Here is a 13,458-nt window from a genome sequence, read left to right as displayed (position 1 = left end):
CCGCCGCTCGATACAAATGGGAGAATGCAATGCCATCGTTTGACGTCGTCTGCGAAGCCAACATGATCGAGGTGAAGAACGCCGTCGAGCAGTCCAACAAGGAAATCTCGACGCGCTTCGACTTCAAGGGCTCGGACGCCCGCGTCGAGCAGAAAGAGCGCGAGCTCACTGCGTACGCCGACGACGAGTTCAAGCTCGGCCAGGTGAAGGACGTGCTCGTGTCGAAAATGGCGAAGCGCAGCGTGGACGTGCGCTTCCTCGATTACGGCAAGATCGAGAAGATCGGCGGCGACAAGGTCAAGCAGGTCGTCACCGTGAAGAAAGGCGTGTCCGGCGATCTCGCGAAGAAAATCGTCAAGCTCGTGAAGGACAGCAAGATCAAGGTTCAGGCGAGCATTCAGGGCGATGCCGTGCGCGTGTCGGGCACGAAGCGCGACGACCTGCAAAGCGTGATCGCGCTGCTGCGCAAGGACGTGACCGATACGCCGCTCGACTTCAACAACTTCCGCGACTGATGTCTGCCGGCATGCGCCGTCCGCCGGGCGGCGCATGCCAACCGCTTGATCGTTTGATATACCGCTAGAGCGAAAAGCGGCGATACGGCCTCGCCGCTGTTGCGAATTCAATGCTTGTGCGACGCCGGCCGCGTGGCCGCTTCCGCTTTCTTCTTGTCGCCGATGCGGCTTTCCTGCCCTGCCACCAGCTTCGCGATGTTCGCGCGGTGACGCCAGATCAGAAGCGCGCTCATCGCGACGATAGCCAGCGCAATGACGTTCGCGCCGAACAGAAAGCCGTCGAACAGCGGCGCGAAAATGGCCGCGCACAGCGCAGCAAGCGACGAGTAGCGCGTGAAGAACGCGACGATCAGCCAGGTCAGCAGCGTCGCGATGCCAAGAACGGGATTGATCGCGAGCAGCACGCCCGCCGCCGTCGCGACGCCCTTGCCGCCCTTGAAGCGAAAGTAGACGGGATACAGGTGGCCGAGAAAAACGGCGATTGCGGCGATCGCGACGGACGTGTCGTCGAGTCCGAAACGCGCCGAGAAATGCCCTGTGAGCCACACGGCGATCCAGCCTTTGAACGCGTCGCCGATCAGCGTGATAATCGCGGCCTTCTTGTTGCCGCTACGCAGCACGTTCGTGGCGCCGGGGTTCTTCGAGCCATATGAGCGCGGATCGGCCAGTCCCATCGCGGCGCTGACGATCACGGCAAACGACACCGAGCCGATCAGATAAGCCACGACGGCGACAATCAGGTTTTCCATGTTGAAACTCTTATCAGTATTGGAAAGCGCAGCAAGCGGCGCCGGTCTCCTGGCGGCGCAGGCGCAACGGCGCACATTCTACCGAAGCGTTCACCCGCTTTTACAGATACAGATGCGCGCGTCAATCGACGCTTGCGCACTGCACCGGCTTCGCGGACAGCAGCGACGTCAGCACGCCCGGCGCGATGCTGACGAGAAAGCCGCGCCGCCCACCGTTGATCAATATCCTGTCCAGTTCGAGTATGGTCGATTCGACGTACACGGGCATCGCTTTCTTCGTGCCGAACGGCGACGTGCCGCCAATCAGATAACCCGAATGCCGGCTCGCCACTTCCGGCTTGCACGGCTCGACACGTTTCGCGCCGATCTGCCGCGCGAGATTCTTCGTCGACACGGTGCGATCGCCATGCATCAGCACGACCAGCGGCTTGGCCTGCTCGTCTTCCATCACGAGCGTCTTGACGACGTGATGCTCGTCGACGCCAAGCTGCCGCGATGATTCGCTCGTGCCGCCGTGATCGACGTAGTCGTACGGATGCTCGCCGAACTCGACCTTGTGACGGCGCAAGAACTGCGTGGCAGGGGTTTCGGAGACGTGTCTGGATTTACTCATCGGCGCATTGTAATGTCCGCGCGACGCATCGACCATTTGCCGGATGGCCAATTGTGCGCGCTCGCGGATTATGGCACGCTCGTTCGAGAAACTTCCGGCGCAACGGCATGCAGCAGATTCAGGCGCACGGATCGTCCATCAAGGAGACATCGTTGAAGCCAGCCTCGCAGTCGTCTGCCGTCGCAGGAGATGTGGCGCAGTCCGTTGATGCCGCCGCCCTGCTCGCGTCGCTCCCTGCGCGCATCGCCGATATTCCGGCGCTCATTGCCGCGCGCGATCCGCAGCATGTCGCGCTGATCGAAGACGAACGGCGTCTCACGCGCGCACAGCTCGCGCAAGCCGTGGATGCCGTTACCGCGCTGCTGCGCGAGCAAGGCGTGCGCGCCGGCGACCGCGTGATGATCGTCGCGGAAAACAGCATCGTGCAGATCGTGCTGCTGTTCGCGGCGGCGAAGCTCGATGCATGGGCGCTAGTGTCGAACGCGCGGCTGTCGATGGGCGAGCTCGATGCGATCCGCGCACACGCGAAGCCGCGCATCGTCGCGTATGCCGTCGACGCCTCGCCCGATGCGCGGCAGCACGCCGAACGCCACGGCGCGAAGCCCGCGCCCGGCATCGATATCGACGTCGGCGCGTGGCGCTACACGATCGACGACACAGCCCAAGCGGAACCCGTCGACGCCGCCTCCGACCGTCAATGCGCCGCGCTGATCTACACCACGGGCACGACAGGCATGCCCAAGGGCGTGATGCTGTCGCATCGCAACCTGCTGTTCATCGCGGCGATGTCGAGCACGCTGAGGCGCGTCAACGCCGACGACGTCGTCTATGCCGTGCTGCCGATCTCGCATGTGTACGGGCTTGCATCGGTGTGTCTCGGCAGCCTGTATGCGGGCGCAACGCTCAGGCTCGCGCCGCGCTTCTCGCCTGAAGCCGTGCGCCGCGCGCTCGCCGAAGAACGCGTGTCGATCTTCCAGGGCGTTCCCGCGATGCATGCGAAGCTGCTCGAATACCTGAAAGCGAATGGGCTGCCGTGGTCCGCGCCGCAACTGCGTTTCGCGTACTCGGGCGGTTCGCCGCTCGACGCCGCGTTGAAGGTGCGCGTCGAAGCCGTGTATGGCGTCACGCTTCACAACGGCTATGGGATGACCGAGAGCAGCCCGACCGTCTCTCAAACGATGATCGACGCGCCGCGCGCCGATTGCTCCGTCGGCCAGCCGATCCCCGGCATCGAGGTGCGCTTCGTCGGCATGAATGGCGCGGATGTCGCGCAAGGCGAAGTCGGCGAACTGTGGGTGCGCGGACCGAACGTGATGCTCGGCTATTACCGCAACCCGCAGCAGACGCAGGCCGCCATCACCGAAGACGGTTGGCTCAAGACGGGCGATCTCGCGCGCCAGGAAGCGGACGGTGCGCTGCATATCGCCGGGCGCAGCAAGGAGCTGATCATCCGCTCGGGCTTCAACGTCTATCCAGTGGAAGTCGAACAGGCGCTGAATGCGCATCCCGACGTCGTGCAGTCCGCTGTGATCGGGCGCGCGATCGAAGGCAACGAGGAAGTGGTGGCGTTCGTCGAGCTGATCGGCGGCGCGACCACGACGCCCGCCGATCTCGCCGAATGGTGCGAAACGCGGCTCGCGCCGTACAAGCGTCCCGCCGAAATCAGGGTGTTGGCCGCGCTGCCAGCCGCATCGACGGGCAAGATTCTCAAGCATCGGCTGCGCGATATCGCATGAGCCGCCCGATAAAGGTCAGCCGCAAGCAAAGTCAGCCGCGCGAAAAATCAGCCGCGCGAAAGGTCCGCCGCAAAGCGATCACCCGCGCGGATGATGCGCCGCGTGCAGCGTCTTGAGGCGCTCGCGCGCGACGTGCGTGTAGATTTGGGTCGTCGAGATATCGGTGTGGCCGAGCAGCAGCTGCACGACGCGCAAGTCGGCGCCATGGTTCAGCAGATGCGTCGCGAACGCGTGACGCAGCGTATGCGGCGACAGCGGCGCATGAATATGCGCCGTCATCGCGTGGCGCTTGATGATGTTCCAGAACTGCTGGCGCGTCATGCCCTCGGCGCGCGCGGTGACGAAGAGGGCATCGGCTGAACGCTTCCCGAGCAGCGCGGGCCGCGACTCACGCAGATAGCGCTCGATCCATCCGTGCGCCTCCTCGCCGAACGGAATCAGCCGCTCCTTCGAGCCCTTGCCCATCACGCGCACGACACCCTCGTTGAGGCCGACTTCCACCGTCTTCAGCGTCACGAGTTCGCTGACGCGCAAGCCGCTCGCGTACATCAGCTCGAGCATCGTTCGATCGCGCAAGCCCAGCGGCGTCGTCACATCCGGCGCGCCGAGCAGCGCTTCGACCTGCGCTTCCGTCAGCGTCGACGGAAAGCGCGGCGGCTGCTTCGCCGAGCGGATGCGCAGCGTCGGATCAGCCGCCGCTCGATGCTCACGCACGGCCCACGCGTAGTAGCGGCGAAACACGGACAGACGCCGGTTCGCCGACGTCGACTTGTCCTTCGCGCGCGCGGCGCTGTAGGCCATCAGATCGGCTTCCGTCGCCGTATCCAGCGAAGCGTCACGCGTATCCGCGAGCCATTCGGAGAAGAGCCGCAAATCGCGCCGGTACGCATCGAGCGTGTTGCGCGCGAGGCCATGCTCGAGCCACAGCGCATCGCAGAACGCGTCGATCGACTCTCCGCTCGTCAGGAGCAAAGGCGACGCGGGCCGCGCGTCTTCGGTCAGCACATCAGTCATGCGTAGGGTACGCCCTCGTGTTTCAGCAGCCATCGTTTGACGTTGCGATAGTAGCCGTCGCCGCCCGTATGCGCAAAGCCACCGATACCGCCCGACGCCACCACGCGATGACACGGAATCACGATCGGAAAGAAGTTCGATCCGCACGCCTGGCCGACGGCGCGCGGCACGCTGCCGATGCTCTTCGCAAGCTGCCCGTAGGTCAGCACCGTCCCCGGCGGAATCTCGCAGATCGCTTGCCACACGCGCCGCTGGAAAGGCGTGCCGACACTGGCGAGCGGCAGATCGAAGCTCGCCGTCGCGCGCTGCAAATATTGCTCGATCTGCTCGACGGCCTGCTTCGCGAGCGACGACTGCGGCTCGACGTTCGCCACCGAATCCGGCAGATAGACGATTTCGCGCACGGTCTCGCCTTCCCGTCCGTCCTGCACGCGCACGCCGATCTTGCCGAACGGCGCATCGATCACTGCATCGAACATGATGTGCTCACCTCTTTCGGAAGGTTCATTCAACGTTATCAGGCCGCTTCGAGCGCCCACTCGACATGCTCGCGCACGAGCGGCGACGGATCGTCGGCACGCTTGCGCAGCGCGTCGACGATGGCGGCGCGCGCGTCGGCGGAAAGGCTCTGCGGCGCGGCCCGCAGCGCATTGCCCATGCCGACGGCGAGATTGCGCAGCCAGCACTCGTAGCCGATGCGGCGGATCGCGCTGCCCTGCATGCGCGTGTCGAAGTCCTCGGCGCTCCAGCCGAACAGCTCGACGAGCGACGCGCGATCGAGTCCATGACGCACGTGGAAATCATCGACGGGCGCGGCCTGCGCGAACTTGTTCCATGGACACACGAGCTGGCAATCGTCGCAGCCATACACACGATTGCCGATCAGCGGCCGCAAGTCCTGGGGAATACTGCCCTTCAGTTCGATCGTCAGATAGGAAATACAGCGCCGCGCATCGACCTGATACGGCCCGACGATCGCGCCCGTCGGACATGCGCCGATGCAGCGCGTACAACTGCCGCAGTGCGCGCCCGTCGTTTCTGGCGCGCGCTCCGGTGCTGTCTCGGCATCCGTCGGCAAAGGCAGGTCCACGAAGATCTCGCCGAGGAAAAACAGCGACCCCGCATCGCGTTGCAGCAGCAACGTATGCTTGCCGCGCCAGCCCGTGCCCGCCTTCTGCGCAAGCTCGACTTCGAGCACGGGTGCCGAATCGGTGAACACGCGATGACCATACGGGCCGACTTCCGCCTCGATCCGCCCGGCGAGTTGCTGCAGGCGGTTGCGCATCACCTTGTGATAGTCGCGGCCGCGCGCATAGATCGACACGACAGCCGCCGACGGATCGTTCAGACGCGCGCGTTCTTCCAGTCGCCAGTCGTGCTGAACGCTTCGAGTGTCCGCGCTCGCACTTTCATCATCCTTTCGCACATCCGAAGAACGATGCAAATGAGCGGGCAAATAGGCCATGCGCACGGAGATCACGCGTCGCGTTCCGGCCACAAGCTCGGCTGGCCGCGCACGTTTCATCCCATGTTTGGCCATATAATCCATCTCGCCGTGGCAACCCGCGTCGAGCCATGCAGCAAGGCCCGCTTCGGCGTTCGACAGGTCGATATCGCTGATGCCGACCGCGCCGAAACCCAGCTCGCGTGCCCAACTGCGGATACGCGAAGCAAGCGCCGCCAGCTGCGCTTCATCGTAATGACGCATGGCTGGTGCTTCGTCGTTCGCCGCACGGGGTGGCGAATGCGCGTCGGGACGTCGCTCCCGATGTTGCCCCGACGAGGCGTCGGGGTGCTGCTGGCTTTGGTTCATAACGCCATTTTACGAGAATGCCCGATCAATCCCGTCTCGCGAATCAGCCGTCTGCTGCCGTCCTGCTGGAGCGCCATTTCGCGCTCGCGGACGAAGCCGCCACGATGGCATTCGGCGAACGCTTCGCGCATGCGATTGACAGCGTGCGCAACGCAGGCAGCGTGTCGGGCGACCTCGCATTCAACGGCCTTCAGGTGCAGCTCTTCGGCGACCTGGGCGCCGGCAAGACGACGCTCGTGCGCGCCACGTTGCGCGCCCTCGGACACACGGGCCGCGTACGCAGCCCAACCTATACGCTTGTCGAACCTTATGCGGTCGAACGGCCGGATGGGGAACTGGAGCTGTATCACTTCGATCTTTACCGTTTCAACGATCCGGCCGAATGGGCCGATGCAGGCTTTCGCGAGTACTTCGACAGCGGCGCTATCTGCCTCGTCGAATGGCCGGAACGCGCGGGCAGTCTGCTAGGCGTGCCGGATCTCGTGTTCTCGCTCGACGTCGACGGCGATGGCCGCAGGCTGGTCGCCCGGGCGTATAGCGAATCAGGAAAGGCATGTCTCGAAAGATGTTGATCAAACCGTTCCGCTCGATCGAATCGGCGGCCACGGCGACGCATAACTGGCGTCGCCGGCAGATTCTTCGCGCGGGCGCTTCCACCCTCGTCCTCGGGCTTGCCGTTCCTCGCTTCGCGTGGGCATCGTCGGTGCTCGGCGTGCGCGTGTGGCCCGCGCGCGACTACACGCGCGTGACCATCGAGTCCGATCAGCCGCTGCAAAACACGCAGCAGATGCTGCAAGGCCCCGATCGGCTGGTGGTCGATCTGAACGGTCTCGATCTCGATCAGGCACTGAAGGATCTCGTCTCGAAGATCGCGCCGAACGATCCGCAGATTCAATCGGTGCGCGTCGGTCAGTATCAGCCGCATGTGGTGCGGATGGTGTTCGACCTGAAGGGCTCGGTGAAGCCGCAGGTGTTCACGCTGCCGCCCGTCGGCACGTACAAGTACCGTCTCGTGTTCGACCTGTACCCCGCCGTCGCGCCCGATCCGCTGATGGAGCTGCTCGCGCAGACGGAGCGCAAGCAGCAGCAGCTCGACAAGCTCAACGAAGAGTCATCGCCGCCCGCCGCGACGCTGAGCGGCCCGACCACGCCGCCCGCCGACAACAGCGACGCCTTCTTCGAGAAGTACGCGCAGAACAACGCGCCTTCGCCTTCCGCACCCGCGCCCGCGCCGCGTCCGCCCGCGCATGCGGCGCCGGCGCCGCACGCGCCGTCGAAGCCGACGCCTGCGCCCGCGCCGCCCGTCATCGCGCGCAACAACGGCAACGATACGGACAACGACGTCGACAACGGCGACGACACGTACAAGTTCACCACGCCGAAGAAGGGCAGCACGACGGTGCGCCTGCTGACGGTCGCGATCGATCCGGGCCACGGCGGCGAAGACCCCGGCGCGATCGGCGGCAGCGGCACGTACGAGAAGCACGTCGCGCTCGACATCGCGAAGAAGCTGCGCGCGAAGATCGACGCGCAGCCGAACATGCGGGCGATGATGACGCGCGACGCCGACTTCTTCGTGCCGCTCAACGTGCGCGTGCAGAAAGCGCGGCGCGTCGGCGCGGACCTGTTCGTGTCGATTCACGCGGATGCGTTCACGACGCCCGAAGCGAACGGCTCGTCGGTGTTCGCGCTGTCGGAGCATGGCGCGTCGAGCGCGGCCGCGCGCTGGATGGCGAACAAGGAAAACTCGTCGGATCAGATCGGCGGCATCAACATCAAGTCCGCCGACGCGAGCGTGAATCGCGCGCTGTTCGATATGTCGACGACGGCGCAGATCCGCGACTCGATGCGCTACGGCACGTTCGTGCTGAAGGAAATCGGCGGGATCAACAAGCTGCACAAGGGCAGCGTCGAACAGGCGGGCTTCGCCGTGCTGAAGGCGCCCGACATTCCGTCGATCCTCGTCGAGACCGCGTTCATCAGCAACCCGGATGAAGAGCGCCGTCTGAACGACGACGCGTATCGCGAGAAGATGGCGAACGCGATCCTGAGCGGCATCAAGCGCTACTTTGCGGCGAACCCGCCGCTCGCGAAGAGCCGGATGACCTGAGGCGCAGGCTTTCCGCGAAACTCGCGCTGCATCCAAAGCAAAACGGCCGCACTGCGAAGTGCGGCCGTTGCCTTTTTACGTGTCGCTAAAAATCAACGCTGCTCAACGCGCGGGCGCAAGCCTTTGCACGACCCAGCCGCCGAACACGTTGACGGCGAGGCCCACCATCACGAGCGCCGCGCCGCCGATCTGCGCGGCCGACAGCGACTCGCCGAGCAGCACCGATGCCGACGCTAGCCCGATGATCGGCACGAGCAGCGAGAACGGCGCGACCTGCCCCGCCGGATAGCGCGACAGCAGGCGGCTCCACAGCACATAGCCGAGCAGCGTCGCGACGAACGCGAGATAGACGATCGCAAACACCGACGTCGCGCCGATGCCCGTCAACGCCGCCTCGATCCGCTGCCGCCCTTCGAGCAGATACGACAGCGCGAAGAACGGCACGGGCGGAACGAGGCTGCCCCACACGACGAGCCCGACCAGATCGACCTTGCCGACCTTCTTCGTGACGATATTGCCGAGCGCCCACATCACGGCTGCGCACAACGTGAGGATGAAACCGGTGAGCGTCATTGCGTGGCCGCCCTGCATGCCGATCACCGCGAGCCCGATCGCCGCGATCACGAGACCGAGCACGTTCTGCGCGCGAAAGCGCTCGTGCAGGAACATCGCGGCAAAACCGAGCGTGAAGAATGCCTGCGCCTGCAACACGAGCGACGCGAGACCGGCCGGCATGCCGACGTACATCGCCGAGAACAGGAACGCGAACTGGCCGAGCGAGATCGTCGCGCCATACGCGATGAGCCAACGCCAGGGCATCTTCGGCCGCCTGATGAAGAACACGGCGGGAATCGCGGCGAGCGTGAAGCGCAGCCCGCCGAGCAGCATCGGCGGCACGCCGTGCAGGCCGACCTTGATCACCACAAAGTTCACGCCCCACGCGAGTACGACGACCAGCGCCAGCAGCAGGTCTTTCGGCGACATCTGGACTCCTCTTCTGCTTGTTCTCAAAGAAAGGAGTTTAGCGGAGCGGCGGCAAAGGCAGCGTCCGCTTCGCTAAACGCGTGCGCCCTGTCGCGTCCTCCCTCGTGCGCAGCCTGCCGGCATGGGCAGTAGAATGACCTGCCCTGTCCCCACCCACCGAGCCCCTCATGCCCTCATCGATCAAAGCGGTTCTCAAGCCTCACGTCCGCGACATCGGCAATCTGGCCGTGCGGCGCGTGCTGCCCGCGATGGCCGCGCGTCTCATCGGTCCGTTCATCTTCTTCGACCACATGGGCCCCGCGACGCTGCCGCCAGGAACTGGGCTCGACGTGCGTCCGCATCCGCATATCGGCCTTGCGACCGTCACCTATCTGTTCGAAGGCGCGATCATGCATCGCGACAGCCTCGGTTCCGAACAGCGGATCGTCCCCGGCGACGTCAACTGGATGACGGCCGGCCGCGGCATCGTGCATTCGGAGCGCACACCCGAACCGGAACGCGCGAACGGCTCGACGGTGCACGGCATCCAGACCTGGGTCGCGCTGCCGCTCGCCGACGAGGACGCCGAGCCGTCGTTCGAGCATCATCCCGGCTCGACTCTGCCCGAGATCGAACGTAACGGCGTTATCTTGCGCATCATCGCGGGCACGTCGTTCGGCCAGACGGCGCCCGCGCGTACCTTCTCTGGCACGCTGTATGCCGCCGCGCATTTTTCGCCCGGCAGCGCGCTTGCGCTCGAACCGGAGCACGACGAGCGCGGCGTGTACCTCGTCGACGGCGATCTGTCGCTCGACGGCCAGCCGCTCGAAGCCGAGCAGATGGCCGTGCTGGCGCCCGGCGAAACCGTCACCCTCGCGAGTGCGAAAGGCGCGACGGTGATGCTGCTCGGCGGCGAGAAACTCGACGGCGAACGCTTCATCGAATGGAATTTCGTTTCGAGTTCGCGAGAGAAGATTGAGCGCGCGAAGGCCGCCTGGACGAATCAGGAAATGGGCAAGGTGCCGGGCGAAACGGAATGGATCCCGCTGCCGGAGCGCAAGCCGCGCTAGACTCGCAAGCATCGGCGGGGGCGGCGCCGAAAAAGCACTCAAACCAGACGAATCGAAGACGCGCGTTGAAATCCCGCCGGCCGCCCCTATTTATTTCAAGTACAGATTCAAGGAAGAGATTGCAATGGACACCACTCTCGCCACCTTCGAAAAGGACGTCATCAGCGCATCGATGCTCACGCCCGTACTGGTCGACTTCTGGGCGCCGTGGTGCGGACCGTGCAAGACGCTCGGCCCGATGCTCGAAAAGCTCGAAGCCGAGTACGAAGGCAAATGGCGTCTCGTGAAGGTGAACGTCGACGAGAACCAGGAACTGGCCGCGCACTTCCAGGTGCGCAGCATTCCGCACGTCGTCGCCTTCGCGGACGGTCGACCCGTCGATCAGTTCATCGGCGTGCTGCCGGAAGGGCAACTGCGCCAGTTTCTCGACCGCCTCGTGCCCGACAGCGCGGAAGCGGCACGCGCCGAAGCGGCCGTGGCCGTTTCCGAAGGCCGCCGCGAAGATGCGTATGACGCGCTGAAGGCTGCGCTTGCATTCGATCCGGGCTACGACGAAGCACGGCTCGATCTGATGGAGCTGCTGCTCGAAGATCATCGCGTCGAGGAAGCGCAGAACGAAAACGATCTGCTGTCGCCGAAAACGACGCAGGGCATCGACGCGCGCTACAACGCGATCAAGACGCGGCTCGATGCCGTCGACGCCGCCGCCGATTTGCCGCCCACGGATGCGCTCGAAGCCCGCGTCGCCGACAATCCCGACGACCTCGAAGCGCGTTTCGACCTCGCGAGCGCACTGATCGCGCGGCGCAAGTACGATCCGGCGCTCGAGCATCTGCTCGCGATCGTGCAGCGCGACCGCACGTTCCGCGAGGACGTCGGCCGCAAGACGATGCTATCGGTGTTCGACCTCGCTGCGCATCAGCCGGAACTGGTGTCGAAGTGGCGGCGCAGGCTGAGCGCGTCGCTGAACTGACCATCTCATTCCGACGCGGCATGAAAAACGCGGCCACGCGGCCGCGTTTTTCGTTGGTGCGAGCGATGCGCTTCAGGCCGCCTGCTTCGCGAGCGCTCGCAATACATGCGATACGGCGGCAAACCCGAAGCTCGCCGTCACGCACACGCTCGACCCGAAGCCCGCGCAGTTCAGGCCCACGGGTCCATGATGACCGGGCGACGTCGTGACGTGCTCGGCCTCTTCGTCGATATCGCAGACAGCTGCTTCCGGATAGATCAGCGGCTCGTCCGAATACACGGCGCTCACCTTGAACTTCGCTTTCGGCCCGCGCGGAAAACCGTGCTGCTTGCGCAACTGGCCGCGCACTTTCGACAGCAGCGGGTCCTGAATGGTGAGCGCGAGATCGTCGATGCGAATGCGCGTCGGGTCGAGCTGCCCGCCTGCGCCGCCGACGGTGATCAAAGGTTGCCTGTGCCCGACGCACCATGCGATCAGCGCCGTCTTCGTGCGCACGCTGTCGATCGCATCGATCACATAGTCGAAGCGGCCGCCCAGCAGCGCATCGAAGTTGTCCGGCTCGATGAAATCTTCGATCACGCGCACATCGCATTGCGGATCGATCAGCCGGATGCGCTCGGCCATCGCGTCGACCTTCGGCTTGCCATAGTTGCCGTCGAGCGCGTGAATCTGCCGGTTCGTGTTGCTCTCGGCCACGTTGTCGAGATCGATCAGCGTGATCTTGCCGATCGCCGTGCGCGCGAGTGCTTCCGCCGCCCACGAACCGACGCCGCCAATCCCGATCACGGCGACGTGCGCGCGCTCGAACGCCGCCAGTGCATCCGCGCCGTACAGACGCGCGACGCCACCGAAGCGGCGCTCGCGGTCGGGCGTTTCGTGCGCGCTGTGGTCGGTAGTAAGATCGGATTGCTCGGTGACGAGAGGCGTGGACATGATGTGTGGCTTGGCGAATTCAGGCGTGAGCGTGCAGATATCGTGCGGATATCCGTCTGCATCCAAGCCCGTATTTTGCCTGATCGCGCCCGCAAGCGCCCGACGCGCGCCGTCGCCTCTTCGTGCTCGAGCCGTCGATACGACAAGACTCAATACAGAAATTTGCGTCCTTCGCTATACTGGCCCCACTGTAGCGCTTGCATAAAAATATGAGCACTCTTGCCGACCTCCGCAAAAACTATTCGCTCGGTTCTCTCGACGTCGCCGATGTCGATCCCGATCCGTTCCGTCAGTTCGACAAGTGGTTCAAGCAGGCAGTCGATGCGCAACTGCCCGAGCCGAACACGATGACGCTTGCGACCGTCGACGCACGCGGCCGGCCTTCGGCACGCATCGTGCTGATCAAGGGTGTCGATGAGCGCGGCTTCGTCTTCTTCACGAACTACGAAAGCCGCAAGGGACGCGAACTTGCGGAGAACCCGCACGCAAGCCTCCTCTTCTACTGGATCGAACTCGAACGCCAGGTGCGCATCGAGGGCACCGTCGTCAAGACGAGCGACGCGGAAAGCGACGCGTACTATGCGTCGCGACCGCTTGGCTCGCGCATCGGCGCATGGGCATCGGACCAGAGCAAGGTGATTGAAAGCCGTGCGCTTCTGGAAGCGAGAGAACGTGAATTCAGCGCACAATACGGAGAGAATCCGCCGCGTCCGCCGCACTGGGGCGGATACCGGCTGATTCCCGACGCGATCGAATTCTGGCAAGGACGGCCATCACGTCTGCACGACCGGCTGCTCTACACGCGCAGCGGCGGCGCCGACTGGACGATCGCCCGTCTGTCGCCCTGAGTTATCGCCAGGCCGGCCCGCGCGCCGCATCGCGCATCCGATGCGCGACGGCGGCGCAATGCGCGGACGGCCGGATCGCGCGCTGCCCGACGTTCGAATACGCGCAGCCAACCCATGCCAG

The 13,458-nt window shown here is 64.7% G+C and carries 14 protein-coding genes; 7 read left to right on the top strand and 7 right to left on the bottom strand.

Annotated features, from left to right (window positions below; all coding sequences use genetic code 11):
• The first annotated feature begins 29 nt into the window (after positions 1-29).
• Positions 30-515, top strand: coding sequence for a YajQ family cyclic di-GMP-binding protein (locus BMW76_RS13325; RefSeq protein ID WP_087739445.1), 486 nt, complete (start codon positions 30-32; stop codon positions 513-515).
• A 107-nt stretch (positions 516-622) separates the two neighbouring features.
• On the opposite strand, the gene plsY is transcribed toward BMW76_RS13325, so the two are convergent.
• Together plsY and ybaK are read right to left on the bottom strand one after the other, a co-directional pair.
• The gene (gene plsY / locus BMW76_RS13320) at positions 623-1,264 is read right to left on the bottom strand and encodes a glycerol-3-phosphate 1-O-acyltransferase PlsY (RefSeq protein WP_090865636.1); all 642 of its coding nucleotides are present in this window, start codon (positions 1,262-1,264) and stop codon (positions 623-625) included.
• A 121-nt stretch (positions 1,265-1,385) separates the two neighbouring features.
• Entirely contained in the window at positions 1,386-1,877 is a 492-nt protein-coding gene (gene ybaK, locus BMW76_RS13315; protein WP_090865768.1) for a Cys-tRNA(Pro) deacylase, read from the bottom strand.
• 152 nt (positions 1,878-2,029) lie between these two features.
• On the opposite strand from ybaK, the gene BMW76_RS13310 reads away from it, so the two are divergent.
• The gene (locus BMW76_RS13310) at positions 2,030-3,613 is read left to right on the top strand and encodes a class I adenylate-forming enzyme family protein (protein ID WP_407668950.1); all 1,584 of its coding nucleotides are present in this window, start codon (positions 2,030-2,032) and stop codon (positions 3,611-3,613) included.
• A gap of 78 nt (positions 3,614-3,691) precedes the next feature.
• Here the strand turns inward: BMW76_RS13310 and xerD are convergent, their stop codons facing one another.
• The 3 genes from xerD to queG are packed head-to-tail and all read right to left on the bottom strand — an operon-like array spanning position 3,692 to position 6,335.
• Positions 3,692-4,627 (bottom strand): site-specific tyrosine recombinase XerD, encoded by a 936-nt coding sequence (gene xerD, locus BMW76_RS13305; protein ID WP_090865632.1) that lies wholly within the window; start codon positions 4,625-4,627, stop codon positions 3,692-3,694.
• Complete coding sequence (locus BMW76_RS13300) at positions 4,624-5,106, bottom strand: methylated-DNA--[protein]-cysteine S-methyltransferase (RefSeq protein ID WP_090865630.1); 483 nt, start codon at positions 5,104-5,106, stop codon at positions 4,624-4,626. Before BMW76_RS13300 ends, xerD begins: the two co-directional genes overlap by 4 nt.
• Positions 5,107-5,144: 38 nt before the next feature.
• Positions 5,145-6,335 (bottom strand): tRNA epoxyqueuosine(34) reductase QueG, encoded by a 1,191-nt coding sequence (gene queG / locus BMW76_RS13295; RefSeq protein WP_245763208.1) that lies wholly within the window; start codon positions 6,333-6,335, stop codon positions 5,145-5,147.
• A 122-nt stretch (positions 6,336-6,457) separates the two neighbouring features.
• On the opposite strand from queG, the gene tsaE reads away from it, so the two are divergent.
• Together tsaE and BMW76_RS13285 are read left to right on the top strand one after the other, a co-directional pair.
• The gene (gene tsaE / locus BMW76_RS13290; RefSeq protein ID WP_090865626.1) at positions 6,458-7,012 is read left to right on the top strand and encodes a tRNA (adenosine(37)-N6)-threonylcarbamoyltransferase complex ATPase subunit type 1 TsaE; all 555 of its coding nucleotides are present in this window, start codon (positions 6,458-6,460) and stop codon (positions 7,010-7,012) included.
• Positions 6,994-8,550, top strand: a complete 1,557-nt coding sequence (locus BMW76_RS13285) for an N-acetylmuramoyl-L-alanine amidase (RefSeq protein ID WP_090865624.1) — start codon at positions 6,994-6,996, stop codon at positions 8,548-8,550. Before tsaE ends, BMW76_RS13285 begins: the two co-directional genes overlap by 19 nt.
• A 102-nt stretch (positions 8,551-8,652) precedes the next feature.
• On the opposite strand, the gene BMW76_RS13280 is transcribed toward BMW76_RS13285, so the two are convergent.
• Positions 8,653-9,534, bottom strand: a complete 882-nt coding sequence (locus BMW76_RS13280; RefSeq protein ID WP_090865622.1) for an EamA family transporter — start codon at positions 9,532-9,534, stop codon at positions 8,653-8,655.
• Between the two features lie 167 nt (positions 9,535-9,701).
• Between BMW76_RS13280 and BMW76_RS13275 the strand changes: the two genes are divergently transcribed.
• On the top strand, positions 9,702-10,583 hold the full coding sequence (locus tag BMW76_RS13275) for a pirin family protein (protein WP_090865621.1): 882 nt from the start codon (positions 9,702-9,704) through the stop codon (positions 10,581-10,583).
• A gap of 124 nt (positions 10,584-10,707) precedes the next feature.
• Complete coding sequence (trxA, locus tag BMW76_RS13270) at positions 10,708-11,556, top strand: thioredoxin (RefSeq protein ID WP_090865619.1); 849 nt, start codon at positions 10,708-10,710, stop codon at positions 11,554-11,556.
• 72 nt (positions 11,557-11,628) lie between these two features.
• Here the strand turns inward: trxA and tcdA are convergent, their stop codons facing one another.
• Positions 11,629-12,489, bottom strand: coding sequence for a tRNA cyclic N6-threonylcarbamoyladenosine(37) synthase TcdA (tcdA, locus tag BMW76_RS13265; protein WP_090865766.1), 861 nt, complete (start codon positions 12,487-12,489; stop codon positions 11,629-11,631).
• A gap of 209 nt (positions 12,490-12,698) precedes the next feature.
• On the opposite strand from tcdA, the gene pdxH reads away from it, so the two are divergent.
• Positions 12,699-13,337, top strand: a complete 639-nt coding sequence (gene pdxH / locus BMW76_RS13260; RefSeq protein WP_090865617.1) for a pyridoxamine 5'-phosphate oxidase — start codon at positions 12,699-12,701, stop codon at positions 13,335-13,337.
• Positions 13,338-13,458: the final 121 nt, after the last annotated feature.

This window comes from Paraburkholderia diazotrophica, assembly GCF_900108945.1.
GTDB lineage: Bacteria > Pseudomonadota > Gammaproteobacteria > Burkholderiales > Burkholderiaceae > Paraburkholderia > Paraburkholderia diazotrophica.
The sequence above is the reverse complement of the archived record's forward strand: the minus strand, read 5'-3'. Positions and strand labels throughout refer to the sequence as shown.